Raw genomic sequence first — 25,307 nt, forward strand, 5'->3', positions numbered from 1 at the left:
AGCCGGGACCAGTCCAAGGCGCCCTGAGGCGCGGGCTCGCGCCTCAGGAAACCCTGAGGCGCGGGGCGCACGCATGCCGAGGGCCCCGGGCGGCCCGCCCGAGGCCCTCGGCCGACGCGTCCCCTTTACAGGTTGCCGCGCTTCTCCTGCTCGCGCTCGATCGCCTCGAACAGCGCCTTGAAGTTCCCCTTGCCGAAGCCCATCGACCCGTGCCGCTCGATCATCTCGAAGAAGACCGTCGGCCGGTCCTGGACCGGCTTCGTGAAGATCTGCAGCAGGTACCCGTCCTCGTCGCGGTCGACCAGGATCTTCAGCTCGCGCAGCGTCTCCACCGGCACGCGCGTCTCGCCCGCCCACTCGCCGAGCGTGTCGTAGTACGAGTCCGGCGTGTCGAGGAACTGGACGCCCGCCGCCCGCATCGAGCGCACGGTCGCGACGATGTCGTTGGTCGCCAGCGCGATGTGCTGGACACCCGCGCCGCCGTAGAACTCCAGGTACTCGTCGATCTGCGACTTCTTCTTCGCGATCGCCGGCTCGTTGATCGGGAACTTCACCTTCAGGGTGCCGTCGGCGACCACCTTCGACATCAGCGCCGAGTACTCGGTCGCGATGTCGTCGCCCACGAACTCCTTCATGTTCGTGAAGCCCATGACCTTGTTGTAGAAGCCGACCCAGTCGTTCATCCTGCCGAGCTCGACGTTGCCGACGCAGTGGTCGATGGCCTGGAAGGTGCGCTTGGCCGGCGGCTCGACGATCGGTGCGGCGGCGGTGAAGCCCGGCAGGTACGGCCCGTCGTAGCCCGAGCGCTCGACGAGGGTGTGGCGGGTCTTGCCGTAGGTGGCGATGGCGGCGAGGACGACGGTGCCGTGCTCGTCCTTGACCTCGTGCGGCTCGGTGACGCCCGTGGCGCCGTGCTCGACGGCGTAGGCGTACGCGGCACGGGCGTCGGGCACCTCGATCGCCAGGTCGACGACGCCGTCACCGTGCTCGGCGACGTGCTCGGCGAGGAAGCGGCCCCGGTCGGTGGAGGCCTTGATGACGGAGGTGAACACGAAGCGGGCGGCGCCGTTCGTCAGGACGTAACTGGCCGTCTCCCGGCTGCCGTTCTCCGGTCCGGAGTACGCGACGAGCTTCATGCCGAAGGCCGTGGAGTAGTAGTGCGCGGCCTGCTTGGCGTTGCCGACGGCGAAGACGACCGCGTCCATTCCCTTCACGGGGAAGGGGTCGGCCTGCCGCGCGGTGGAGGGGGAGGGATCGATGATCATCGAGTTGTCTGCCATGACGGCAGAGTCCCGCCGATCGGCAAGCTGCGCAATAGTTCGCCGGAGCACTGGGCAATCTGTGCAGCGACGGGCCACCATGGCCGGAAGACTTGTACAGGATGACCATGGGGAGAACGCTGTGGCGATCGATCATCTGGACGGCCGGCTGATCGTGCTCCTGGCACGGGAGCCGAGGATCGGGGTCCTGGAGGCCTCCCGTCGGCTCGGGGTGGCGCGCGGCACGGTGCAGGCGCGCCTGGACCGGCTCCAGGCGAACGGGGTGATCCGCGGATTCGGCCCGCAGGTGGACCCGGCGGCGCTGGGCTACCCGGTGACGGCGTTCGCGACCCTGGAGATCAAGCAGGGGCAGGGGCCGGACGTACGGGGGCACCTGGCGACCGTCCCCGAGGTGCTCGAACTGCACACCACGACCGGCCACGGCGACATGCTCTGCCGACTGGTGGCCCGCTCCAACGCCGATCTCCAGCGGGTCATCGACCGGGTCGTCGGCTTCGAGGGGATCGTGCGGGCGTCGACGGCGATCGTGATGGAGAACCCGGTGCCGCTCCGGATCATCCCGCTGGTGGAGCAGGCGGCGGAGGACGGAGCGGAGTAGCCGACCGGAGGCACCGGTGACAGAGATACAAAGAAGTAGTTGCAAAGAATCCTTGCAACTACTTCTTTGCACGCCTACGCTCCTGCCATGCCCGCCCCCGAGAAGCAGCCGCGCCGGCCCCAGCGGCAATCCACCCCGCAATCCATCCCGCAGCCCGACCCGCAGCCCGACCCGCGGCTGAGCCGCCCGCTCGACCCGCGCTCCCTGCGCGGACTCGCCCACCCCCTGCGCATCCAGCTGCTGCGCGCCCTGCGCCACCACGGGCCCGCCACCGCCTCCCAACTGGCCCAGCGGCTGGGCGAGTCCAGCGGCGCGACCAGCTACCACCTGCGCCAACTGGCCGTCCACGGCTTCGTCGAGGACGACCCGAGCCGGGGCAAGGGCAGGGAGCGGTGGTGGAAGTCGGCCCAGGAGGGCACGACGTTCGACGAGTCCCTGCACCACAACCGGGACCCCGAGGTGCAGGGCGCCGTGGAGGTCTATCTGCACGAGATCGCGACCATCCACACCCAGGAGCTGAACACCTACATCGGCACCCGGCACGACTGGGACGAGACCTGGCTCGGCGCCTCCGACATGAGCGACTTCACGCTGCGGCTCACCCCGGCGGCGCTGCGCGAACTCGACGAGAAGCTCCACGAACTCATCGACAGCTACCGGGACTCCCCCGCCGCGCAGGAGCCGGACGCCAACCGCGTACGCGTCCATCTGCACGCGTTCCCGCAGGCCGAGGACTGACAAGCACGACGATCCCATCGCCACCCACCCGCCACCGGAAGGGTCACGAAGCCATGCACGCCGACGTCCACCTCATCCTCCACGACCTGAGGGCCGCCGAACTCCACGGCCTCGCCACCGACACCCGCGCCCACACCGTCCCCCGCAACCCGGTCCGGGCCCAACTCGGCTGGGCGCTGGTCACCTTGGGCCTGCGGCTCGCGCTCCCGGGCAGGGGAAGCGGCACCGCCCGGCCGGTCACCCTCGCCGCGTGAACGCGCCGGGGGGACGCGTACCGCGAAGGCCCGCACGGTCGGCGCGCGGTCCGCTGGCCACCGTCCTGGCCGCCAACGCCATCTCCGTCACCGGCAATTCGCTCACACTCATCGGGGTCCCGTGGTTCGCGCTGGACACCACGGGCAGCCCCGGCAAGGCGGGGCTGGTCGCGTTCTGCGCCGCCGCCCCCGTCGTCGTCTCCGCGATCGTCGGCGGCCCGGTCATCGACCGGATCGGGCGCCGGCGAATCAGCGTCGCCTCCGACCTCGTCTGCGCGCTCGCGCTGGCCGCGATCCCGTTCCTGCACGACGCGGGCCTGCTGGAGTTCTGGATGCTGTGCGCGCTGATGGCGGTGACCGGCCTCTTCCACGCGCCCGGCGAGACCGCCCGTTCCGTCCTGATCCCCGACCTGGCGAGCCACGCCCGGACCCCGCTCGCCCGGGCCGCGAGCCTCTACGACGCGGTCTCCCGGGGCGCCCGGATGACCGGCGCCGCCCTCGCGGGCGTCCTCGTCGCGGTCCTCGGCGCGGACACCGTCCTGTACCTCGACGCCGGCACCTTCGGGCTCTCCGCCCTGCTGGTGCTCGTCGGCCTCCGGGGGCTGCCGGCCGCCGCGCCCAGCAAGGACCCGGCCCCGTTCTCCCTCCCCGCCTACCGGGCCGAACTCCGCGAGGGCTACACCTTCGTGCTCCGCTCCCGGCTGATCCTCGGCATCATCCTGCTGGTGATGGTCACCAACGGCCTCAGCCAGGGCTGGAGTTCGGTCCTGCTGCCGGTCCACGCCCGGGAACACCTCGGCGGCCCGGCCGCCCTCGGCCTGTTGGTCTCCGTCTTCGGCGGCTGCGCGCTGCTCGGAGCGCTCACGTACGGAGTCGTGGGGCACCGCTTCCCGCGCCGGGCGGTCCTCGCGGGCGGCTTCCTGCTCTGCGGCGCGCCACCGTACGTCGTCGCCGCCGTCACCGACACCACGGCGCCGCTGCTCGTGGTCATGGCGGCGGGCGGCTTCGGGGCGGGGGTGCTGAACCCGATCCTGACGACGGTGAAGTACGAGATCGTCCCGGCCGAGCTGCGCAGCCGGGTCTCGGGGGTGTCCACGGCCGGGGTGCTCCTGGCCACCCCGCTGGGCGGCCTCGCCGCCGGGCAGCTGGTCGAGCGGGCCGGCCTGACGGCGGCGTTGCTCGGGTTCGGCGGGGTCTACTTCCTGGCCACCCTCGCGCCGATGGTCTTCCCGTCCTGGCGCACGATGGAGCCACCGACACCGCCGGGACCGCACGGCCGGACGGGCCGGGCGGGAGCGGGCGGGACCGGCCGGGCGGGCCAGGCGGGCCTGGCGGCGGCGGGCGGGACAGGCCGGCCGGGCCGGCCGGACCAGGCGGGCCGACCGGGCCCTTCGAGCCGTTCGAGCCGTTCGGGTCGTTCGAGTCGTTCGGAACGGGCCGATCAGCCGCTCAGCAGCTCGGAACCTTCGCCTCCTGACCCTGCTCCAGCGCCCGGAGGGAGTCCACCGCGGCGCTGAGCGTGGTGACCGGGATCAGCCGCATCCCCTTCGGCAGCTCCGCCTGCGCGTCGGAGCACTCCGCCTTCGGTACGAGGAAGACGCTCGCCCCGTCCCGCGCGGCGGCCTGGGTCTTCAGCGAGACCCCGCCGACGGCGCCGATCGTGCCGTCCGGTTCGATCGTGCCCGTACCGGCGATGGTCCGCCCCCCGGTGAGATCGCCGCCGCCGTTTCCGCCGCCGCTGCCGTCGTCGCTGCCGCCGCCGTCGAGCTTGTCGACGATCCCGAGCGAGAACAGGAATCCGGCGCTGGGCCCGCCGATGTCGGCGAGGTGCAGCGTGACCTTCACGTCCTTCGGGTCGAGCTTCAGATAGCCGAGGGCGGCCAGGGTGGCGGCGTCCTGCGACTCCTTCATCTCGCCGAGGTTGTGCTTCTCGACCTCGGCGTCCGACTTGCCGGGCGGGTAGACGGAGTCGCGCGGCAGCACGGCCTGGTCGGTACGGAACCAGGCGTCGGCGATGTCACCGAAGTCGTTGTCCACGCTCGGCCCGGTCGCCACGATGGTGGTCATGAGCAGCTTGCCCTCCGTCGCCTGGACGGGCGCGCCGCTGATCGTGATCACCGGCTTCCCGTCGACGGCGCCGAGGACGTCGGCGGTCGTACCGGGCGAGGCGATGGCGAACGGCAACGGCGCGAGCCCGACGACGGCGAAGAGCGCGGCGACGGGCAGGGCGCAGAGCGCGAGCGCACGGTGACGCGAGAGACTGGAGAGCACGCCCCCAATCTACTGGTCGCCCCCGGCGGGCCGCCGGGGGCGGCGTGGTCGACGGCTCGCTCCCCGCAGGCCGCAGACGGCGGCTCGCTCCCCGCAGGCCGCAGACGGCGGCCTGGTCGGCGGCTCGCTCCCAAGGGCCGCAGACGGCGGCGTGGTCGGCGCCCTGGATCTCCGTAACCGCGACGCCGCCGCCTAGCGCAGGGCGTCGGCCACCTCGCGGGCCGCGTCGACGACCCTCGGGCCGACCCGCTCCGGGACCGCGTCGGCGAGCATGACGACGCCCACGCTGCCCTCGATGCCGGTGATGCCGACCAGCGGGGCGGCGGCGCCGCTCGCGCCCGCCTCCAGTTCGCCGTGGGTCAGCGTGAAGCCGGGCTCGATGAGGCTGCCCTGCCGGGCCGCGAGGATGGCGCGGCCGGCCGCGCCCCGGTCCAGCGGGTGGCGGAAACCGGCCCGGTAGGCCACGTGGTAGTCCGTCCACGTCGGTTCGACGACGGCGACCGCCAGCGCGTCCGCGCCGTCGACGAGGGTCAGATGGGCGGTGGCGCCTATGTCCTCGGCCAGCGAACGCAGCGCGGGCAGCGCGGCCTCCCGTACGAGCGGGTGGACCTGGCGGCCCAGCCGCAGCACGCCGAGGCCCACCCGGGCGCGACCGCCCAGGTCGCGTCGGACGAGCGCGTGCTGTTCGAGTGTGGCGAGCAGACGGTAGACGACGGTCCTGTTGACCCCGAGTCGGTTGGACAACTCGGTGACGGTCAGGCCGTGGTCGGTGTCGGCGAGCAGTTTGAGGACCCTGAGGCCCCGGTCGAGCGTCTGGGAGGTTTCCGCGGTCACGACGCCCTCTCCTTCGGAGTGAGTGACGGCGGACCTTCAAACGACAGCAGCGGCGCCGGTCCCGCGGCGACACACGTCAGAGGCCGCCGGCAGGCCATGCGCACCGGCTGCGCTCCGCGGCGGCGCTGCCACGGGGCGATTACATGTGCGGGGACATTAGCGAGCCACTCCGCTCAGCGGAAGACCTCGTCCAGAATCCGGGCGCGGGTGACCCGATACGGCCGGTTCGGGTCGTAAGTCGGCCGGTCGCGGGAGATCACGGGACAAGCTCGGCTTTGTCGTACGAACGATTCAGGCCATGGAGGTCGGGACCTTCAGGGCCTCACCGCATCCGCGTGGCCCACTCCTGCACCTTCTTGATCCGTTCGCGGATCTGCCCGGCCGTCGCCTCCGCGCTCGGCGGACCGCCGCAGACCCGGCGCAGCTCGGTGTGGATCACGCCGTGGGGCTTGCCGCTCTGGTGGACGTACGCACCGACCATCGTGTTGAGCTGCTTCCGCAGCTCCAGCAGCTCCTTGTGGGAAACAACGGGCCGACGCTCCGCAGGAAGCTCCAGCAGGTCCGCCTCACCGTCCGGCTTCTTGCGGCTGTGGGCGATCTGGCGGGACTGCCGCTTCTGGAGGAGGAGCTGGACCTGGTCGGGTTCAAGGAGCCCGGGAATGCCGAGGTAGTCCTGCTCCTCCTCGCTGCCCGGGTGCGCCTGCATGCCGAATTCGGCGCCGTCGTAGAGGACGCGGTCGAAGACGGCGTCGGACTCCAGCGCCTCGAAGGACAGCTGGTCCTGCTCGCCGGTGTCCTCGTCCTGCTGCCGCTCGGCCTCCGCCATCTCCTTCTCGGACTCGGCGTACGGGTCCTCCTCGCCGTTCTTCTTCGGCTTGTCGAGGACGTGGTCGCGCTCGACCTCCATCTCGTTGGCGAAGCCGAGGAGGTTGGGGATGGTGGGAAGGAACACGGAGGCGGTCTCGCCGCGCCTGCGCGAACGTACGAAACGTCCGACGGCCTGGGCGAAGAAGAGAGGGGTCGAGATGGTCGTCGCGTACACGCCGACGGCGAGGCGGGGGACGTCGACGCCCTCGGACACCATGCGGACGGCGACCATCCAGCGGTCGTTGTTCTCGCTGAACTCGTCGATCCGCTTGGAGGCGGCCGCCTCGTCGGAGAGTACGACCGTGGCCTTGGTGCCGGTGATCTCCCGGATCAGCTTGGCGTAGGCACGGGCGGATTCCTGGTCGGAGGCGATGACGAGCCCGCCGGCGTCCGGGATGCCCTTCCTGACTTCCGTCAGACGCTGGTCGGCGGCGCGCAGGACGTTCGGCATCCAGTCGCCGCGCGGGTCGAGGGCGGTGCGCCAGGCCTGGGAGATGGCGTCCTTGGTCATGGGCTCGCCGAGGCGGGCGGCGATCTCGTCGCCGGCCTTGGTGCGCCAGCGCATGTTGCCGCTGTAGGAGAGGAAGATGACGGGCCGCACGACGCCGTCGCCCAGGGCGTTCCCGTACCCGTACGTGTAGTCCGCGGAGGACCGCCGGATGCCGTCGTTGCCCTCCTCGTACGTGACGAAGGGGATGGGGTTGGTGTCGGAGCGGAAGGGCGTACCGGTCAGGGCGAGGCGGCGGGTCGCCGGGTCGAAGGCCTCCAGGCAGGCCTCGCCCCAGGACTTGGAGTCACCGGCGTGGTGGATCTCGTCGAGGATGACGAGGGTCTTGCGCTGCTCGCAGCGGTTGCGGTGGAGCATGGGTCGCACGCCGACACCGGCGTAGGTGATGGCGACGCCGTGGTACTCCTTGCTGAGCGGCCCGGCGCTGTAGTCGGGGTCGAGCTTGATCCCTATCCGCGCGGCGGCGGCGGCCCACTGCTTCTTCAGGTGCTCGGTGGGCGCGACGACGGTGACCTGCTGCACGACGTGGTGGTGCAGCAGCCAGGACGCGAGCGTCAGCGCGAAGGTGGTCTTTCCGGCGCCGGGCGTCGCGACCGCGAGGAAGTCGCGGGGCTGCTCCTGGATGTATCTCTCCATGGCGCCCTGCTGCCAGGCACGCAGCTTGTTGGCGGTGCCCCAGGGAGCCCGGCCGGGGAAGGCGGGAGAGAGGTGATGGGAGGAGGTGGCGGTGGTAGTCACGGTCTCCGGTTCGACGCTCGTCCAGATATGACAACCGGGCCACCCTACCGGTGCGGCCACCGCGGATCGGGCGGGACAAGGCCGTGCGGGGGTGCCGTGAGACGGTCCTCACAACCCCGACGGCAGGCCGACGGCCCCCGGAACGTCGGCGAGGACACCGTCGGCCACGTCGCCGACCAGGCCGTCACGCACCCTTCGACCTCTCTACGGCGACCCCGGCCCCTATGGTCTCCCTCCTCGCCTACGCTCCCGCGCTCCGCAGCCGCGTAGCCACCCACGCCCCGGCGAGGGCCACGCCGGCCATCGGGAGGAAGACGGCGGCGAAGGCGGCGGGGTGGGCGCTTCCGGTGGACGCGGTCGTGGCGTGGCCGACGGCTCCTCCACCGAGCGCCGCGAACGCCGCGCCGCCGGCCGCGAGCAGCAGGACGTTCGACAGGCCGTCCGAGATCTGCAGCGCCGCCGAGTTCGCGCCCGCCTCCTCCGGTGCCGAGAGCTTGAGCAGCAGCACGCTCGTCGAGGAGATCACCAGGCCCATGCCCAGACAGCCCCACGCCCAGGCGCAGGCGACGATCCAGGCGGGTACCCAGGCGATCAGGACGGTCGGCGCGGTCGCGATCGCCGCGGCGACGAGCAGCATCCCGATGACGACGAGCCGTTCGCGGTACGGCTCGGTCCACGGCCGGGACTGGACCCAGGACCCGAGCGCCCAGGTCGCGCCACCGACCGCGAGCGAGAGACCGGCGAGGGTGGGGCTCAGGCCGCGCTGGGTGACGAGCATGAGGGGGACGAAGGACTCGGCGGCGATGAACGAGCCCGCCGCGATCCCCCGCAGCAGCACCACCGACGGCAGGCCGCGGGCGGCCCGGTAGGTCCCGCGGGGCAGCAGCCCGAGCATGGCGGGCACGAGCAGCGCCACGCCGACGGCGGCGGGCAGCAGCGAGAGCCAGCGCAGCTCCTGCCCGGCGAACTGGAGGAGCCCGGCGCCGGCGGAGAGGGCGAGCGCGAGCCGGATGCGGCGCCGGTCGTACGGCGGGAGGGGCGCGCCGGCGTCGGCGGCGCCGGAGGCGGTACGGCGGATCGCGGGCAGCGCGAGCGCGAGCGGGAAGACGACGAGGACGGGGATCCCGACGAAGACCCACCGCCACCCCAGGTGCTCGGTGATGGTCCCGGAGGCGAGCGGCCCGACGACGGAGGGGACGACCCAGCTGGCGGCGAAGGCGGCCATGATCGCGGGCCGCAGCTGTTCGGAGTAGGCCCGGCTCACGACCACGTACAGCGCCACGATCACCAGCCCGCCCCCGAGCCCCTGCACGGCCCGCCCGAGGATGAAGAGCCACATCGTGCCGGCGGTCCCGGAGAGCAGCAGCCCGGCGGCGAAGGAGCTGATGCCGACGGCGAGCGGGGCGAGGGGCCCGCCGCGGTCGGACCACTGCCCGGACAGGACCATGGCGAAGAGGCTGGTGGTGAAGTACGCGGAGAAGGCGAAGGCGTAGAGCGGGATGCCGTTCAGCTCGCGCGCGGCGACGGGCATGGCGGTCCCGACGGCGGTCGCCTCGAAGGCGATGAGCAGCACGACGGAGACGATCCCGACGCTGAGCGCCCGATGCTCCCGATCGAGCACGGACCCGCCGCCCGGGGCGGGGGCGGCGGCGGTCGGCGGCGCGAGGTGGGTGTCGCGGGGTTCGAGGGCGCTCATGCCCCCAGAGTAAGAGGCATACCCCTGGATGACCCCTGTCCGAAGTCGTACGGCGTCCTGATCCTTCGGCCGTACGACCATGAACGCGCCGTGTCAGTCATGTTGCACGCCCCGGCATTTCCTTGAGCCCCGGCCCCACCCCGCCTACGGTCGTACTCGTGCACAACACGGCCGTGTGCCCGAGTGGTTCAGGGGCTCGCCTGCAAAGCGAGTTACGCGGGTTCAATTCCCGCCACGGCCTCCACAGGATCTTCACAACGCCGCGCAGGTGTGCCAGAGTCCGGCCATGACGGACACGGGCACAAGACGCCGCCTGGGCGCCCTCGTCGGAGCCGCCCTCGCCGGCGCCCTGCTCCCGGGGGTGACCCTGGGCGCGGACACGGCGGACGCGATCCTCTCGGTCGTGATCGCGGGCGTGGTGATCGCCGTCCTCACCCAGCTCATCCACGTCGGCCCGTCGGCCCCGGTCCCGCCCCTCGCCCTGTTGGCCTTCGCGGCGGCGGGCTTCGTCCAGGACGCCTTGATCTGGTGGCTGCTGTCCTGGCTGGGGGGCAGGATCGCCCCGTTCGAGATCACGGGCGTCACGACCATCCTCCTGGCGGCCCTGATCACCCGCGCCTCGATCCTCACCCTCTCCCTGGCGGGCGCCTCCCGCGCGACCGAGGACGCGTAGGCACGGACGTCCTCGTGTCACGACCCGTCAGGACCCGCCGCTCTCCGGCACGCTGACCGGGAGACGGGGGTCCTGACAACCAAGCTGTGCGGCCACCTTGCGCGCCGCGGCGTTGACCAGGGTGATCTGGTCGTCCCGCAGACCCTCGTGGTCCGCTCCGTTCTCGTCCGCGCGCTCGAGCTCGGCGGCGACGACGATCTCGTGGGCGGGCGGCTGCATCCTGCAAGGGAAGTAGATCGCGGCGTACGAGTCGGAGGACGTGGCCAGGGCACCGGTGGCGTAGCCGGTGACGCCGTCCGCGGCGGCCTGGCCCGACGGAAGGGCGAGCGCCTCACGGAAGGTGAGGGAGAGAACGTTCCGCTCGTCGCCTGCTGTCTCCAGCGTGCAGAAGGGGATGCCCGGAGTCCGCGACTTGCCCGACTGGGGCTTCAGGCCGGCAGCCTTGAGATCGCGGAGGACCCTCTCGGGCTCGGCGCCGCTGCTCGACAGAGCGACGCCTTGCCCGGCGATCGCCTCCAACGCCGATGCCACGACGGGCTGTCCGGCGAAGCCGTCGCAGACTTCCGCCGCAACCTCTCCCCGGCCCTCGGCCGCGTCCTCGCCGCCGGAGCACGCTGTCGTCGTGACGAGCAGGACCACCGCCACGGGCAGCCAGAGCCCTCGCCCGGCGCTTCTCATGTCACCTTCCCCGATTTCTTCAGCACCGCCCGGTCCGGCAGCCCCGCGTTGTTCCCGCAGCCGAGCCGCTTCACGAGAGCAAGGGTCGCCGCATGGAGCGCCGTGAGGTTCGCCTCGCGGATCGCCACGGTGTCCGGCGGCCAGGGCGGGTCGAGGTCCAGTGTTCCCGCGACACGGACGGGCACCTCCTGGGAGCCCTCGATCCGGGGGCTCACACAGTCGACGTAGAGGAACGCGGTCCTGAACCCGGCGTGCACCTCACGGCACATCCCCTCGTACGGATGCAGGTGGGCCACGCGCGTCTTCCCGATCAGGTCGACAGGGTCGTAGAGTCGGAAGTCGACCTTCAGCGCGGCCCGTCCCGTCTTCGGCCGCGCCGTACACATGTCTTCATGCCACGCTGCCTCGCCGCGCGCGTAGTCCGAGGCCACCTCGTCCGCTGCCCGCTCGAGACCACCCGTCGGCGCGTGCGTGAACGTATCGGTCCGCAGGACGGTGGTCAGCGCCCCGGCCGCCTGCGGGGACAGCACTTCGTCGCACTGCTGGGCGGCATGGACGCGCTGTCCGCTCTGGCCCCCTCCCCCGGCGCAGCCGACGAGGAGGCCGCAAGCGGCCAGCCCCGCAGCGACGGAAGCGATTCGCGTACCCCTCAGGCCCCTCATCCGGTCACCGGGGCGTTGCCTCGAACGACACAGCTACCTCCCCCGTCGGCACACGCAACGTCCGTCACCCTAGCGAGCGGTACCGTCACCGCCTGTGCCCGGGGGCGGGTTCCGGCCGGCGGACGCCCGTCACGCCGTTGGGGCGCCCACCGCTGCCTGGGGGCGGATCGGGAGGCGGTTGATCGGGCGGCCCGTGGCAGCGCGGACCGCCGAGGCCACCGCTGCCGGGGAGGTGACCACCGGGACCGCGCTCGCCGGTTTCGCGCCGAAGGGGGCCACCACGTCACGTTCCTCGACGAGTTTCACCAGGCGGATGTCGGGGGCGTCCAGGGACGTCGGCAGGGCGTAGCCCGTCAGGTCCGGGTGGCGCAGCACGCCGCGGGCCGTACGGAGGTTCTCCGTGAGGGCCGCGCCGACCCCCTGGGTCACGCCCGCCTCGATACGGGCCGCCAGCTGGGCCGGGTTCAGGACGCGGCCGACGTCCTGCGCCACCGCCATCTCCACCACCCGCACCGAGCCCAGCTCGATGTCCACGTCCACCACCGCGCGGATCGCGCAGAAGGCCAGGCCCACGAACGCGTCGCCCTGGCCCGAGTCGTCCAGCGGCTCCGTCGGGTGCGGGCGGCACTGGGCCGTGGCCCACAGTTCCTTGCCGTCCATCGCCTCCGTGACCGTGGTCGACAGGACACCGTCGTACGACGTGATCTTGCCGTCCGTGATCTGGAGCAGTTCGGTGGACATGCCGAATTTGTGGGCCAGGGGTTGCAGCAGCTGCGTACGGACCATCTTCGCCGCGCGCTCCACCGCCCCGCCCGACACCCAGGTGTGCCGGCCGTGCGTCGCCGGGCCCGCCGGCGGCTGGTCCGTGTCCACCGACGCGACGTGGACCTCCTCGAGGCCCAGCGTCTCCTGGACGATCTGCCGCGCCAGCGTCGAGAAGCCCGAACCCGTGTCGACGGCCGCGCAGATGACCGTCGCCACACCGTCGTGGACCTTCACCGTCGCCGTCGAGACCTCGTCCGCGCCCTCCGCGCCGAGCATGTGCACCATGCCGAGCGCGTAGCCCACGCCCCGGCGCACCGCCCCCGGTTCGCCCGCGCCCTCCGGCCCGCCCGGCAGCAGCCAGTCCTCCTCCGGCGTGTCCATCGGCAGGGAGGGGAGGGGGAAGTCGCGCACGGCCGCGAGGAGTTCGGCCACCGGCGCCGGGCACGTCACCGTCTGGCCCGTCGGGAGGATGTCCCCGGTCGCCAGGACGTTGCGCATCCGCACGTCCACCGGGTCCATGCCCAGCTTCGCCGCCAGCTTGTCCATCTGCGCCTCGTACGCCGCGCACACCTGCATCGCGCCCTCGCCCCGCACATGGCCGGACGGCGGGTTGTTCGTACGGACCGCCCAGCCCTCGATGAAGGCGTGCGGGACCACGTACGGGCCGCAGGCGAAGGCCACCGCGGCGGCGAGCGACTCCGAGGACGCGTCGGCGTACGCGCCCGCGTCCAGCAGGATCTGCGCCTCCACCTTCACCAACCGGCCCTCCGCGTCCGCGTGGTGGCGGTAGCGCAGCAGCGTCGGGTGACGGTGGGCGTGGCCGAGGAAGGACTCCTCGCGCGTCGCGGTGAGCTTGACCGGGCAGCCGGTACGCAGCGCCAGCAGGCCCAGCGGGATCTGGAAGCCCGGGTCCTCACGGTCGCCCGTCGCGCCCGGTACGCCCGTCACGACCACCTTGACCTGATCGGGCGACAGGCCGAAGCAGGCCGCCGCCAGGTCCCGGTCGGTGTGCGGGTCGGTGGAGGCCGTGTAGAGCTCGACCCCGCCGTCGGGGCGCGGCACCGCGAGCGCGGCCTCCGCGCCGATGGGCGCCGGGTCCTGGCGGCCGATCCGGTACAGGCCCTCGATCACGACCTCGCCCGCCGCCTCCGCGTCGCCGAACCGCAGCGGGATATGCCGGATCAGGTTCCCGTCCGGGTGCAACGCCTCGGCCGCGAAGGCCTTCTCGGGGTCCGTGACCGGCTCCAGGACCTCGTACTCGACCGCGATCGCCGCCGCCGCGAGGCGCGCCGTGTCCGGGTGGTCCGCGGCCACCGCCGCGATCGCCTCACCGTGGTGGCGGACCAGGTCGGAGGCGAAGACCGGTCGGTCGGCGACCGTTCTGCCGTACGTCGCCTCCCCCGGCACGTCCGCGTGCGTCACCACGGCCCGTACCCCGGGCATGTCCGCCGCCGCGCTCGTGTCGATCGACACGATCCGGGCGTGCGGGTGCGGCGCGCGCAGGATCGCCGCCCACAGCAGGCCCTCGGCCCACAGGTCGGAGGCGTACGGGAACGTGCCCTCGGCCTTCGCCCGGGCGTCGGCCGACGGCAGGGAGGTGCCCAGGCCGTGGGCGGCCGGCTCCTGCTCCAGGGTGTCGACCGTGGTGGTGGCGGTGGTCGCGTCGCTGCTCACGCCATGCCTCCGTCGTGCGGGTGCGGGATCTGGTGCGGGATGCGCGCCTCGTCGGCCGACGCGGCCGCGTGCGCCTCGCGTTCGGTGACGACCTCGCGCACGGCGTCGAGCACTCCCCGGTAGCCCGAGCACCGGCAGAGGTTGCCGCAGAGCGCCTGGCGGGTCTCCAGCTCGGTCGGAGCGTGGTTCCCCTCCAGCAGGTCGTGGACGGTCATGGCCATGCCCGGTACGCAGTAGCCGCACTGGACGGCCCCGCACCGGGCCAGGGCCCGCTGCACGTCCGACGGTTCGCCGTCGGTGGCCAGGCCCTCGACCGTACGCACCTCACTGCCGGCCGCCGTCGCGGCGGGCACCAGGCAGGAGGCGACGAGCCGGCCGTCGACCTGGACGTTGCAGGCGCCGCACTCGCCCTGCGAGCAGCCGTCCTTGGCCCCGGCGAGGCCGAGCCGCTCGCGCAGGACGTAGAGCAGCGACTCGCCGATCCAGGAGTCCGTCACGGGGCGGTCGGCGCCGTTCACGCGCAGGACGTACGAGATGTGCGGATGCTCGTCGCTGTCCGCGCTGTTGCCCGTGGAGCCACCGACGGCCTCCTCGGGCGCTTCCTCGAAGGGAGCTGCGTCGAGGGGCGCCGCGTCGAAGGGCGCCGCGTCGAGGGGCGCTTCCTCGAAGGGCGCGCCCTCAAGATCCTCGCCGGGTGCCTCTTCGGCGGCCTCCGCGCGTACCGCCTCCGGTGCCGGGGCCGCCTCCGCGGCCGGGGCCTCCTCGGGCGCCGACGGCTCGGGCGCCGCCTCCTGGCCCGGCGCCTCGGCCGCCTCGGCCGCCTCGGCCTCCGGCTCCTGGACCGCCCACGGCGCCGGTGCGCCGCCGGGCAGGGTCGCCGGGGCGCTGCTCGCGTACTGCGTCAGCATCGACGTCGTGTACTCGCCCGAGTCGTCGGAGGCGTCCACGCCCTCCGTCACCACGGGGATCGACCACTGGCCGGTCGCCCCGGGGTCGGCCTGATCGGCGTAGCTCCACCGGACCGTCGCGTACGGGTCGTGCTCCGCCGGGCCGGGCACCGGTTCGGACGCCCCGGGGAAGGCCCACTGCCCCGTCGCCTGCGGGTCGGACTGCCCCAGGGGATCGGACTGCCCCAGGGGGTCGACCTGCTCGACCGGCTGCACCGGCTGCACCGGCTCCGCCTCCGTCGGCACCTGCACGACCCACTGGCCGGTCGCCGCCGGGTCGGTCCCCGCCGCCGGGGTGAGCGGGGTCAGCGGCATGATCATCGGCGGTACGTAGCCGTGGCCCGGGGCCTCCAGCGGGACGCCGTCGAGCATGAACTCCGGCGGGAGGTGGACGAACGCGGTGGCGTCGCCGTCGTACCCCTCGCTCTGCGGGATGGGCTCCCACCCGCCGGCGGAGCCGCTCCCGTGCCCGGAGCCGCTCCCGTGCCCGCTCGCGTTCCCGGTCTCGTTCTCGTTCGGTTCGTCGCTCACGACAGCGCCCTCCCCAGTGCCCGTCGAGCCAGCGCGGCGACCGTGCGCCGCAGGTGCAGTACGGCCGGTGGCAGCTGCTCGTCGCCCGGCGGGTCCGGGATGCAGGCCGCCGCCACGTACTCGCCGAAGGCCGTCAGCGCCTCCGGGGCGAGCCCCCGGTCGCCGTCCCAGTCCACCAGCGAGGCGATCCAGTGCTCGGCCTCCAGGGGCCGCAGCGGCATCGGCGCGATCGCTCCGACGGCGCAGCGCACGCCCCGCCGGGCCGGGTCGAGGACGACCGCGACGGAGGCGGTGGCGCGGGCCGGGCCGGTGCGGCCGGTGGCCTTGAGGAAGACCTGGGGGGCGTGCAGGAGGGGTACGCGGACGAACGCGACCAGCTCGCCGGGGGCCAGCAGGTCGCGGCCCGCGAGCAGATGGGAGACCGGGATCTCGCGCGTGCCGAGCGGGCCCATGACGACGAGGTCGGCCTCCAGGGCGGCCAGGACGGGCAGCGAGTCACCGGTCGGCGCCGCGGTGACGACGTTGCCGCCGAGGGTGCCCGCGTTACGGATCTGGGGCGGTCCGGCGGCCCGCGCGGCGGCGGCGAGGGCGGGGATGAGGGCCGCGAAGTCGGGGCGGCCCATCCGGGCGTGGGTGAGACCGGCGCCGAGCAGGGCGTGGCCGTCCTGGTACTGCCAGCCGCGGATCTCGTTGATCCGGCCGAGGCCGACCAGTCCGGCCGGCCTGAGCTGGCCCTTGTTGACGGCGGCCATCAGGTCCGTGCCGCCCGCGACCGGTACGGCGGCGGGCATGGCGGTCAACGCCGCCACGGCCTCGTCGAGCGAGGCCGGCAGCGTCACGGACTGCGCCGTCTGTGGTGCGTGCGTGGTCAACCCGCTGCCCCTTCCCGGTGTCCCCCGGCGGTCCCCGACTCGTCCCCGGCTGTCGTGCCTGTGTGGCCGTACCGTACGTGCTCACAGGCTGGACGTGGCAACTCTGGCACATCTTCCGAGCCGTCCGACGCGAGGGTCCGCGAAGGACGGTTCCGTCCAGGAAGACCTACCAGAGACGGTAACTTCCGTTTTGCCGCTCTTGGGTGACGTGGGGACGCGAGGTGCCTCACACGTTCGGGGGCGCCCCCTCGATGGGCCTGCCGAGGACCCCGGGGCGCTGCTGCCAGGGCAGCGGCCCGGCGGGCGGCCGGTAGTCGACGCCGAGGGCGTCCAGGCGCCGGTAGTGGGCGGTCATCCGGCGCTCGAACGCCGCGAAGTCCCGCTCCCCCGGCTCGGGCAGGGCGGACCAGGCGACCTCGGCGAAGGCGGCGAGGCGCGGGAAGACCTGGTAGTCGACGCGGGAGCGGTTCTCCATGACCTCCGTCCACACGTTGGCCTGGGTGCCCAGGACGTGGGCGGCGGCCTCGGGGCTCAGGCCCGGCGGCACCGGCTCGAAGCGGTAGACGTCCTCCAGGGTCCGTACGAAGCCGATGGGCATCGGCTCGTCCTCGCCCGGCGCCTGACGGTGGTCCAGGTACACCTGCTGCTCGGGGCACATGACGACGTCGTGGCCCGCCTCGGCGGCGGTGACGCCACCCGCGTACCCCCGCCAGGAGGAGACGGCGGCCCCGGGCGCGAGGCCGCCCTCCAGGATCTCGTCCCAGCCGATGAGGCGGCGGCCCCGGTCGGCGAGCCAGCGGTCGAAGTGGCGGATGAACCAGGACTGGAGCTCGTGCTCGTCGGCGAGGCCCAGCTCCTTGATGCGGGCCTGGGCCGTCGGGGACTGCTTCCACTGGTCCTTGGGGCACTCGTCGCCGCCGACGTGGACGAAGGTGGACGGGAAGAGGTCGAGGATCTCCTCGAAGACGCCCTCGTAGAAGCGGAGGGTGGTGTCGGTGGGGGCGAGGACGTTCGGGTTGACGCCCCAGGTGTCCCAGACGGTGAGGGCGCCGGTGTCGACGACGTCGGCGTTGCCGAGTTCGGGGTAGGCGGCGATGGCGGCCTGCGAGTGGCCCGGCACGTCGATCTCGGGGACGACGGTGATGTGCCGCTCGGCGGCGTACGCGACGATCTCGCGGATGTCGTCCTGGGTGTAGAACCCGCCGTGCGGCGTCTCGTTCCAGAGCGGCGACGCCCGGTGCCCCCACTTCGTACGGGCCCGCCAGGCGCCGACCTCGGTGAGGCGCGGGTGGCGCTTGATCTCGACGCGCCAGCCCTGGTCGTCGGTGAGGTGGAAGTGGAAGACGTTGAGCTTGTGCGCGGCGAGCAGGTCGAGCTGGCGCAGGACGTCGTCCTTGGGCAGGAAGTGCCGCGCCACGTCGAGCATGAGCCCGCGCCACCGGAAGCGGGGCGCGTCGGTGACGGTCTGGCCGGCCACGGCCGCGACGGCGTCGGGCCGGGGAGCCCTGCGGAAGGCGTCGGGGCCGAGGAGCTGACGCAGCGTCTGGGCGCCCCAGAAGACACCGGCCGGACCGCCGCCCACGATCTCGACACCGCGGTCGGCGACGACGGTCAGCCGGTACGCCTCCGGCCCCAGGGTGTCGTCGACGCGCAGGGACACGTTGTTCGGCGTGCCCAGCGGCGTGTCCGGCGGCGTGCCCAGCGGCGTGTCCTGCGCCGTGTCCAGCGGCGTGCCCAGTGGCGTGTCCTGCGCCATGTCCGGCGCCGTGTCCAGCGGCGCGGGCCGCAGCGGGAGCCCGAAGGCGGCGCCGAGGGTGGCGCGCAGCCACCGCTCGGTGGACTCGGTGCCGGGCGCGGCCGTGAGGGTCGTTTCGCCGTCGAGGAGGAAGGCGCCGGCGTGGGGGCCCTCGACGTGCGAGGGCGCGGGAATGAGGTCCTTGTCGGACATGACGTCAGTCCTTCACCGCCCCGCCCAGTCCGGAGACCAGGCGGCGCTGTACGAGTACGAAGAAGACGAGCACCGGGATCGTCATCACGGTCGACCCGGCCATGATGCCTCCCCAGTCGTTCTCGTCCGGCTTGAAGAAGACCAGCAGCGCCATCGGGAGGGTCGACTGCGAGGTGTCGCTGATGAGGAACGACTTCGCGAACAGGAAGTCGTTCCAGGTGGAGATGAACGAGAAGACGCTGGTCGCGACGAGGCCCGGGAAGACCAGCGGGAAGAGGATCTGCCACAGGAAGCGGGTCCGGCTCGCGCCGTCGATCGCCGCCTGCTCCTCCAGCGCCTCCGGCACCGCCTTGACGAAGCCGCGCAGCATCCAGATCGCGAACGGCAGCGAGAAGGCGATGTGCGGCAGGATCAGCGAGCCCAGCGTGTTGAGCTGGCCGAAGTCCCTCATGAGGAAGAAGAGCGGGATGGTCAGCGCCTCGATCGGCACCATCTGGGCGACCAGGAACATGATCAGCAGGGTGGTCCGGAAGCGGAACCGGAACCGGGTGACCGCCGTGGCCGCCAGGAAGGCGATGAGCGCGGAGGCGAGGACCACCGTGCAGGCGACGACCAGCGAGTTGAGGAAGTACCGGCCGAACTCCTGCTGTTCGAAGACGCGCCGGAACGAGTCGAGGGACGGGGCGAGGGTCCACGGCCGTGGCTCGGTGGACTGGATCTCGCCGGCCGGCTTGAAGGCCGAGAGGACCATCCAGTACAGCGGGAAGGCGACGACGGCCGCGACCAGGAGGGCGACGGCCTCGGCGGCGAGCCGCCCGGGCCGCCGGATGCGGAAGGTGCTCACAGTTCTTCTCCCTGGCGGCGCAGCAGACGGAGGTACACCAGCGTCACCGCCAGCAGGATCAGCAGCATGACGACGCCGATCGCCGAGCCCAGGCTGTACTGGGAGGAGGCGAAGGCCTTCTGGTACGCGTACACGTTGAGGACGAGGTTCTGTCCGGCGATGCCGCCGCCGCCCGTCATCACGTAGATCTGGGTGAAGACCTTGAAGTCCCAGATGATCGACTGGATCGTGACGACGACCAGGATCGGCCGGAGCATCGGCGCCGTGACCGAGCGCCAGATCCGCCACTGCGAGGCTCCGTCGAGGGCGGCGGCCTCCAGGACCTCGGACGGGATGGCCTTGATGCCCGCGTAGACGGTGACCATCACGAACGGGAACGAGCACCAGACGACCTCGAAGAGGACCAGGGCGAAGGCGCTGTAGCGCCCGTACGTCCAGGAGAAGTCGCCGAGCCCGAGCAGCCGGTTGACCGGGCCGAAGTCGGGGTCGAAGAGGAAGACCCAGACCGTGGAGCCGGTCACGGCGGGGGTGGCCCAGGCACCGAGCGCGGCGAGCATGAGCGCGAGCCGGGGCAGGGCCCGTACGCGGGTCAGGAGGACCGCGAGCGCGCAGCCGACCGCGAGGGTGGTGACCACGCAGGCGGCGGCGAAGAGGACCGTGGCGAGGAGGACCTGCCAGAACTGCGGGTCGGAGAAGAGGGCGGCGTAGTTGCCGAAGCCCTGGAAGGAGGTCGGCTCGCCGCCGCTGACCTGGGCCTGGGTGTACTCCAGGAAGGAGATGAGGCCGAGTTGGTAGATCGGGTAGACGAGGAGCCCGCCGATGACGACGAGGGCGGGGAGCAGGTAGAGCCAGGGCGTCCAGCCGGCGCGGCTCCGGGGCCTGCCGGGGCGGCGGGGGCGGACGGCGGGCGCCGTCTCCGCCCCCGGCGTCTTCGGGGCGGTGGTGAGGGTCATGCCGGTCAGCCCGCGGCCGCGAACGCCGCGTCCATCTTCCTCGCCGCCTCGTCAGAGGCCGTCTTCACATCCTTACGGCCGCTGACGATCTCCTGGAACATCGTCGGCAGGACGAGCGAGGCGTCGATCTGGCCCCAGCCCGGGGACGCGGGGACGAACCTGGCGCCGGCGCCGAGCGTGTCGATGAAGGGCTTCACGAAGGGTTCCTTCCGCGCCGCCTGCGCCCGCACGTCGGTGTACGTCGGCAGGAAGCCCATCGCGTCGAAGAGCTTGCCCTGCGTCTCCTTGCCGGTGAGGAACTTCATCAGGTCGACGGCGAGGGTCCGGTGCGAACTGCTCTTCATCAGACCGATGTTGTTGCCGCCCGCGAAGGCGGGGGCGATCGAGCCGGGGGTCAGACCGGGCAGCGGGACGACGGCGTACTTGCCCTTGACGGCGCCGGCCTCGACGGCGGCGTGGCTGAAGTCGCCGCCGATGGCCATGGCGGCCTTGCCGGAGGCGAAGGCGGTGACGGTGGCGTTGCCGCCCATCTGGGCGCACTTGGCGGCCGGGCAGTTGTCGTCGCCGAAGAGGGAGGTGTAGGCGGTGATCCCCGTCCGGGCGGCCTCGCTGTTGATGGCGGAGCTGTACGACGTGCCGTTCCGGGTGGCGAGTTCGCCGCCGGCCGCCCAGATGAACGGCATCGCGCCATAGGTGTAGGCGCCGCCGACGGCCATGCCGTACAGCTCGGGCCGCTCCTTGTGGACCTTCTTCGCGGTGGAGATCAGCTCGGCCTGGGTCTTGGGGGCGGAGAGGCCGAGCTCCTTGAAGACGTCGGTGCGGTAGTAGAGCGCGCGGACGCCGACGAAGAGGGGCGCGCCGTAGATCTTGCCGTCCACGGTGACGGAGGTCCTGGCGGTGGCGTCGGTGTCCTTGGCCTCGGCCCAGGCACCGAACTCGGCGCTGATGTCGGCGAGTCCGCCGTCCTTCACGTAACCGGCGGTGTCGGTGTTGCCGTACTCGATGAGGTCGGGCGCCGACTTGGGGTCGTTGAAGGCGGCCTTGACGCGCTGGGCGCGGGTCTCGACGGGTATGTACTCGACCTCGACCTTCGCGCCCTCGTTGCGCTTCTCGAAGGCGGCGACGGCGTCGTCGACCACCTTCTTCTTGGGCGCGTTGTCGACCTCCTGGAAGAGCCAGACGCGCAGGGTGCCGCTCTTCTCGTCGGTCGAGGCCTTGCCGTCGGAGGTCTGCGGGGCGCAGGCGGTGGCGGTGAGGCCGGCGAGGACGAGGGCGGTGACGGTGGCGGCGATGGGGGTGCCCCCTGCTCGACCGAAGCCGAGAGCTTGGGGGAGGGCAGGAAGCTTCATGGCGGATCCCCTCCGAAGGTGTTGCAACATACGCAACGAGCGTTTCGTGCTGCACAACACGCGTGAGATTAGGGGCGGACCAACTCCCGGACAAGTGGTCTCAACCACTCTGTGACCGGCCGATGCACCCCGTGCAACGCCGGACACCCGCCGACACGCCCCGCCTCCCCCGACAGGCGAAACACGAACGGCCGTCCACCCCGCGCCGGAAACCGGCACCGGAAACGCGGACGGCCCCCGGCGCACGCACCGAAGTGCGCGCGCCGGGGGCCGTCCGACAGCGGGGCCGTCCCGGAGGACCGTCTCCCAGGACCGTCCTACTTCTTGTCCTTGCCGCCGCCCTTGCCCTTGTCCTTGTCGCCGCCACCGGCGCCCATGGACTCGTAGATCTCCTTGCACATCGGGCAGACCGGGTACTTCTTGGGATCGCGGCCCGGAACCCAGACCTTCCCGCACAGCGCCACCACGGGAGTGCCGTCGAGGGCGCTCGCCATGATCTTGTCCTTCTGGACGTAATGGGCGTAGCGCTCGTGGTCGCCGTCACCATGGGACACCTGCGGCGTCGGCTCGACGAGGGTCCCCGTACCTGCCCCGCGCTCGGGCTCGAGAGTGCTCATGGCACCCAGGGTACTGAAGAGCGCCGGGGTCAGTTGAGCGAAGGGTCGTCCGGGTATGTCGCCACCATCGCCAGGTCGCTCCGTTGGCGGCGGAGGACCTCGCGCCAGAGGGTCTCCGGGCGCGGGGAGGAGACGTCGCCGGGCTCGGACTCGACCACGTACCAGGCCCCGTCACCGAGCTCCGTCTCCAGCTGACCCGGGCCCCAGCCCGCGTAGCCGGCGAAGATACGGAGGGAGCCGAGGGCCGGGCCGAGGAGTTCGGGCGGGGTCTCCAGATCGACCAGGCCGATCGCGCCGAACACCCGGCGCCAGCCCAGCGGGCCCTCGTCGCCGGGGATCACCGCCACGCCGAGCGCCGCGTCCAGGGAGACCGGGCCGCCCTGGAAGACCACGCCCGGCTCGCCCGCGAGATCGGCCCAGGGGGCGAGGATGTCGCCGACCGTGACGGGGGTGGGCCGGTTCAGGACCACGCCGAGGGAGCCCTCGTCGTCGTGGTCGAGGAGGAGCACCACCGCGCGGTCGAAGTTGGGGTCGGCGAGGGCGGGGGTGGCGACGAGCAGCCGTCCTGTGAGCGAGGACACCTCGGTCATGCGACACATGATCCCGCATCTTCGGTCTTCGCGGGGGCAGAAGGGCACAGTGCGGACAGACCGGCGAGCCGCGCAGTTCAGGGCGGGGGTGGCGGGTTCGTACGGACACAAACGGACGGTAACGCTCCGCAAGATCACATGAACAGAGGGTGTTGTGCCGAATTCATTACATCTGTCGAGCCCCGTTGGACTTCCGAGCGGGGGGTGGACGAGCCTTACCCTTTTCCCTGGCCCCCTGCCCGACCTCTCCGGAACGCGAGATTCATGACCGGCACAGACGATGTACTGCTTGTCCACGGCGGAACCCCGCTGGAGGGCGAGATCCGCGTCCGCGGCGCGAAGAACCTCGTGCCCAAGGCGATGGTCGCCGCCCTGCTCGGCAGCGGGCCGAGCCGGCTGCGCAATGTGCCCGACATCCGTGACGTCCGTGTGGTCCGCGGACTCCTCCAGCTGCACGGGGTGACCGTCCGCCCCGGCGAGGAGCCGGGCGAGCTGGTGCTCGACCCGACGCACGTCGAGTCCGCCAACGTGGCCGACATCGATGCCCACGCCGGTTCGTCGCGCATCCCGATCCTCTTCTGCGGTCCGCTGCTGCACCGCCTCGGCCACGCCTTCATCCCGGGCCTGGGCGGCTGCGACATCGGCGGCCGGCCGATCGACTTCCACTTCGACGTGCTGCGCCAGTTCGGCGCGACCATCGAGAAGCGGGCCGACGGCCAGTACCTGGAGGCCCCGCAGCGGCTGCGCGGCACGAAGATCCGGCTGCCGTACCCCTCGGTCGGCTCGACCGAGCAGGTGCTGCTGACGGCCGTTCTGGCGGAGGGCGTCACCGAGCTCTCCAACGCGGCCGTGGAGCCCGAGATCGAGGACCTGATCTGCGTCCTGCAGAAAATGGGCGCGATGATCTCCGTGGACACCGACCGGACCATCCGGATCACCGGTGTCGACAAGCTCGACGGCTACACCCACCGCGCGCTCCCGGACCGCCTGGAGGCGGCCTCCTGGGCGTCCGCGGCGCTGGCGACCGAGGGCAACATCTACGTCCGCGGCGCGCAGCAGCGGTCGATGATGACGTTCCTCAACACGTACCGGAAGGTGGGTGGCGCCTTCGAGATCGACGACGAGGGCATCCGCTTCTGGCACCCGGGCGGCTCGCTCAACGCGATCGCCCTGGAGACGGACGTGCACCCCGGTTTCCAGACCGACTGGCAGCAGCCGCTGGTGGTGGCGCTGACGCAGGCCGCGGGGCTCTCCATCGTCCACGAGACGGTGTACGAGTCGCGGCTCGGCTTCACCTCCGCGCTGAACCAGATGGGTGCCCACATCCAGCTGTACCGCGAGTGCCTGGGCGGTTCGGACTGCCGCTTCGGCCAGCGCAACTTCCTGCACTCGGCGGTCGTGTCGGGCCCGACGAAGCTCCAGGGCGCGGACCTGGTCATCCCGGACCTGCGCGGCGGCTTCTCGTACCTGATCGCGGCGCTGGCGGCCCAGGGCACCTCCCGGGTGCACGGCATCGACCTGATCAACCGCGGCTACGAGAACTTCATGGACAAGCTCGTCGAGCTGGGCGCGAAGGTCGAGCTCCCGGGCAGCGCGCTCGTGTGACCTGTCCCCCCGCGTGGTGAAGAACCCCCGGCGCCCCCTAGGGGCCCGGGGGTTCTCGCGTGACGGGTGGGGGCGCCGGGGTGCTCCCGTACGGGCACGGCGCGGCGGCCCCGGGGCGCTCCCGTAGGAGCACGGCCCAGCGGCGCCGGGGTGCTCCCGTACGGGCACGGCGCGGCGACAGGCACAGCCCGCCCGCACGCGGGCGAACGGAAGGGCGGCCACCCCCTGACAGGGTGGCCGCCCTTCCGTCGCTCCAGGCCCGCTTCCAGGCCCTTCGCGCCTTACTTGCCCTTGGCGGCTTCCTTGAGCTTCGAGCCCGCGGAGACCTTCACGCTGTAGCCGGCCGGGATGTTGATCGGGTCGCCGGTCTGCGGGTTACGAGCGGTGCGAGCGGCACGGTGGGTGCGCTCGAAGGTCAGGAAGCCGGGGATGGTGACCTTCTCGTCGCCCTTGGCGACGACCTCACCGACGGTCTCGGCGAGAGCGGCCAGCACGGCGTCGGCGTCCTTGCGGGTCACCTCGGCGCGGTCGGCCAGGGCGGCCACCAGCTCACTGCGGTTCATGTTGTTACTCCCGTGTTCTTCTTGCCTGTGAGGCGTGCCACGCGGCGGAGCCGCATAGTGGGCACAGCGATGCCGATGCTGCCAGGGCCCTCGGACAGTCCCCGGACCCGGGTCTGCTGACAGACCCTCGCGCCCGAATAGGCATCCTGCCCCCACCAGCGGCGGGAACGCCAATCCAGCGCTCCCTGGGGTCACACGAAAAGCGCCACGACCTTGGCGTGGTGACGTTCCGTCGACTCCGCAGAAACTCTT

General features: G+C 72.2%; 23 protein-coding genes and 1 tRNA gene. 7 read left to right on the plus strand and 17 right to left on the minus strand.

The genetic code is table 11. The features are described 5' to 3' along the window. Positions 1 to 125: 125 nt before the first annotated feature. Positions 126 to 1,265: a 4-hydroxyphenylpyruvate dioxygenase gene (gene hppD / locus ACIPPS_RS24245; protein ID WP_401435847.1), complete on the minus strand. Its 1,140-nt coding sequence runs from the start codon at positions 1,263 to 1,265 to the stop codon at positions 126 to 128. A 136-nt stretch (positions 1,266 to 1,401) separates the two neighbouring features. Between hppD and ACIPPS_RS24250 the strand changes: the two genes are divergently transcribed. From ACIPPS_RS24250 to ACIPPS_RS24265, 4 genes are all read left to right on the plus strand, one after another. Next, entirely contained in the window at positions 1,402 to 1,878 is a 477-nt protein-coding gene (locus ACIPPS_RS24250) for an Lrp/AsnC family transcriptional regulator (RefSeq protein ID WP_401435648.1), read from the plus strand. Positions 1,879 to 1,965: 87 nt separating this feature from the next. Further along, positions 1,966 to 2,616, plus strand: a complete 651-nt coding sequence (locus ACIPPS_RS24255; protein WP_401435651.1) for an ArsR/SmtB family transcription factor — start codon at positions 1,966 to 1,968, stop codon at positions 2,614 to 2,616. A gap of 53 nt (positions 2,617 to 2,669) precedes the next feature. Further along, complete coding sequence (locus ACIPPS_RS24260) at positions 2,670 to 2,870, plus strand: hypothetical protein (protein WP_401435654.1); 201 nt, start codon at positions 2,670 to 2,672, stop codon at positions 2,868 to 2,870. Further along, entirely contained in the window at positions 2,867 to 4,387 is a 1,521-nt protein-coding gene (locus ACIPPS_RS24265; RefSeq protein ID WP_401435656.1) for an MFS transporter, read from the plus strand. Before ACIPPS_RS24260 ends, ACIPPS_RS24265 begins: the two co-directional genes overlap by 4 nt. Here ACIPPS_RS24265 and ACIPPS_RS24270 read toward each other — a convergent pair. From ACIPPS_RS24270 to ACIPPS_RS24285, 4 genes are all read right to left on the minus strand, one after another. Next, entirely contained in the window at positions 4,320 to 5,141 is an 822-nt protein-coding gene (locus tag ACIPPS_RS24270) for a hypothetical protein (RefSeq protein WP_401435658.1), read from the minus strand. The genes ACIPPS_RS24265 and ACIPPS_RS24270 overlap by 68 nt on opposite strands. Positions 5,142 to 5,333: 192 nt before the next feature. Continuing rightward, positions 5,334 to 5,975 (minus strand): IclR family transcriptional regulator, encoded by a 642-nt coding sequence (locus ACIPPS_RS24275; RefSeq protein ID WP_401435661.1) that lies wholly within the window; start codon positions 5,973 to 5,975, stop codon positions 5,334 to 5,336. 322 nt (positions 5,976 to 6,297) lie between these two features. Next, positions 6,298 to 8,088 carry a DEAD/DEAH box helicase gene (locus ACIPPS_RS24280; RefSeq protein WP_401435664.1) on the minus strand — a complete coding sequence of 597 codons (1,791 nt, stop codon included), beginning with the start codon at positions 8,086 to 8,088 and terminating at the stop codon, positions 6,298 to 6,300. Between the two features lie 241 nt (positions 8,089 to 8,329). Continuing rightward, positions 8,330 to 9,784, minus strand: coding sequence for an MFS transporter (locus tag ACIPPS_RS24285; RefSeq protein WP_401435666.1), 1,455 nt, complete (start codon positions 9,782 to 9,784; stop codon positions 8,330 to 8,332). A 169-nt stretch (positions 9,785 to 9,953) separates the two neighbouring features. Here ACIPPS_RS24285 and ACIPPS_RS24290 point away from each other — a divergent pair. Next, positions 9,954 to 10,028, plus strand: a tRNA-Cys gene (locus ACIPPS_RS24290). Between the two features lie 42 nt (positions 10,029 to 10,070). Beyond that, positions 10,071 to 10,457, plus strand: a complete 387-nt coding sequence (locus tag ACIPPS_RS24295; RefSeq protein ID WP_401435669.1) for a hypothetical protein — start codon at positions 10,071 to 10,073, stop codon at positions 10,455 to 10,457. Between the two features lie 27 nt (positions 10,458 to 10,484). On the opposite strand, the gene ACIPPS_RS24300 is transcribed toward ACIPPS_RS24295, so the two are convergent. The 11 genes from ACIPPS_RS24300 to ACIPPS_RS24350 form a co-directional block, all read right to left on the minus strand. Beyond that, the gene (locus ACIPPS_RS24300; RefSeq protein ID WP_401435672.1) at positions 10,485 to 11,135 is read right to left on the minus strand and encodes a hypothetical protein; all 651 of its coding nucleotides are present in this window, start codon (positions 11,133 to 11,135) and stop codon (positions 10,485 to 10,487) included. Further along, the gene (locus ACIPPS_RS24305; protein ID WP_401435675.1) at positions 11,132 to 11,665 is read right to left on the minus strand and encodes a hypothetical protein; all 534 of its coding nucleotides are present in this window, start codon (positions 11,663 to 11,665) and stop codon (positions 11,132 to 11,134) included. The genes ACIPPS_RS24300 and ACIPPS_RS24305 overlap by 4 nt, the downstream gene beginning before the upstream one ends. A 261-nt stretch (positions 11,666 to 11,926) precedes the next feature. After that, on the minus strand, positions 11,927 to 14,236 hold the full coding sequence (locus ACIPPS_RS24310) for a xanthine dehydrogenase family protein molybdopterin-binding subunit (protein ID WP_401435678.1): 2,310 nt from the start codon (positions 14,234 to 14,236) through the stop codon (positions 11,927 to 11,929). Beyond that, on the minus strand, positions 14,233 to 15,714 hold the full coding sequence (locus ACIPPS_RS24315; protein ID WP_401435681.1) for a (2Fe-2S)-binding protein: 1,482 nt from the start codon (positions 15,712 to 15,714) through the stop codon (positions 14,233 to 14,235). The genes ACIPPS_RS24310 and ACIPPS_RS24315 overlap by 4 nt, the downstream gene beginning before the upstream one ends. After that, complete coding sequence (locus tag ACIPPS_RS24320; protein WP_352187423.1) at positions 15,711 to 16,586, minus strand: FAD binding domain-containing protein; 876 nt, start codon at positions 16,584 to 16,586, stop codon at positions 15,711 to 15,713. Before ACIPPS_RS24320 ends, ACIPPS_RS24315 begins: the two co-directional genes overlap by 4 nt. 226 nt (positions 16,587 to 16,812) lie before the next feature. Next, the gene (locus tag ACIPPS_RS24325) at positions 16,813 to 18,534 is read right to left on the minus strand and encodes a beta-N-acetylhexosaminidase (protein WP_401435685.1); all 1,722 of its coding nucleotides are present in this window, start codon (positions 18,532 to 18,534) and stop codon (positions 16,813 to 16,815) included. A gap of 4 nt (positions 18,535 to 18,538) precedes the next feature. Beyond that, positions 18,539 to 19,378: a carbohydrate ABC transporter permease gene (locus ACIPPS_RS24330; RefSeq protein WP_401435687.1), complete on the minus strand. Its 840-nt coding sequence runs from the start codon at positions 19,376 to 19,378 to the stop codon at positions 18,539 to 18,541. Further along, positions 19,375 to 20,331, minus strand: coding sequence for a carbohydrate ABC transporter permease (locus ACIPPS_RS24335; RefSeq protein WP_401435689.1), 957 nt, complete (start codon positions 20,329 to 20,331; stop codon positions 19,375 to 19,377). The genes ACIPPS_RS24330 and ACIPPS_RS24335 overlap by 4 nt, the downstream gene beginning before the upstream one ends. A gap of 5 nt (positions 20,332 to 20,336) precedes the next feature. Continuing rightward, complete coding sequence (locus ACIPPS_RS24340; RefSeq protein ID WP_401435691.1) at positions 20,337 to 21,680, minus strand: extracellular solute-binding protein; 1,344 nt, start codon at positions 21,678 to 21,680, stop codon at positions 20,337 to 20,339. A 317-nt stretch (positions 21,681 to 21,997) separates the two neighbouring features. Beyond that, positions 21,998 to 22,297 carry a DUF3039 domain-containing protein gene (locus ACIPPS_RS24345; protein WP_401435694.1) on the minus strand — a complete coding sequence of 100 codons (300 nt, stop codon included), beginning with the start codon at positions 22,295 to 22,297 and terminating at the stop codon, positions 21,998 to 22,000. A 29-nt stretch (positions 22,298 to 22,326) separates the two neighbouring features. Then, on the minus strand, positions 22,327 to 22,887 hold the full coding sequence (locus ACIPPS_RS24350; protein WP_315892273.1) for a YqgE/AlgH family protein: 561 nt from the start codon (positions 22,885 to 22,887) through the stop codon (positions 22,327 to 22,329). Positions 22,888 to 23,151: 264 nt separating this feature from the next. Here ACIPPS_RS24350 and murA point away from each other — a divergent pair, with 264 nt between their 5' ends. Further along, positions 23,152 to 24,492 (plus strand): UDP-N-acetylglucosamine 1-carboxyvinyltransferase, encoded by a 1,341-nt coding sequence (gene murA, locus ACIPPS_RS24355; protein ID WP_401435697.1) that lies wholly within the window; start codon positions 23,152 to 23,154, stop codon positions 24,490 to 24,492. 281 nt (positions 24,493 to 24,773) lie between these two features. Here the strand turns inward: murA and ACIPPS_RS24360 are convergent, their stop codons facing one another. After that, positions 24,774 to 25,055, minus strand: a complete 282-nt coding sequence (locus ACIPPS_RS24360; protein ID WP_017237029.1) for an HU family DNA-binding protein — start codon at positions 25,053 to 25,055, stop codon at positions 24,774 to 24,776. Positions 25,056 to 25,307: the final 252 nt, after the last annotated feature.

The sequence above is a fragment of the Streptomyces sp. NPDC090127 genome (genome assembly GCF_044746945.1).
In the GTDB taxonomy this organism is placed as follows: Bacteria; Actinomycetota; Actinomycetes; order Streptomycetales; family Streptomycetaceae; genus Streptomyces.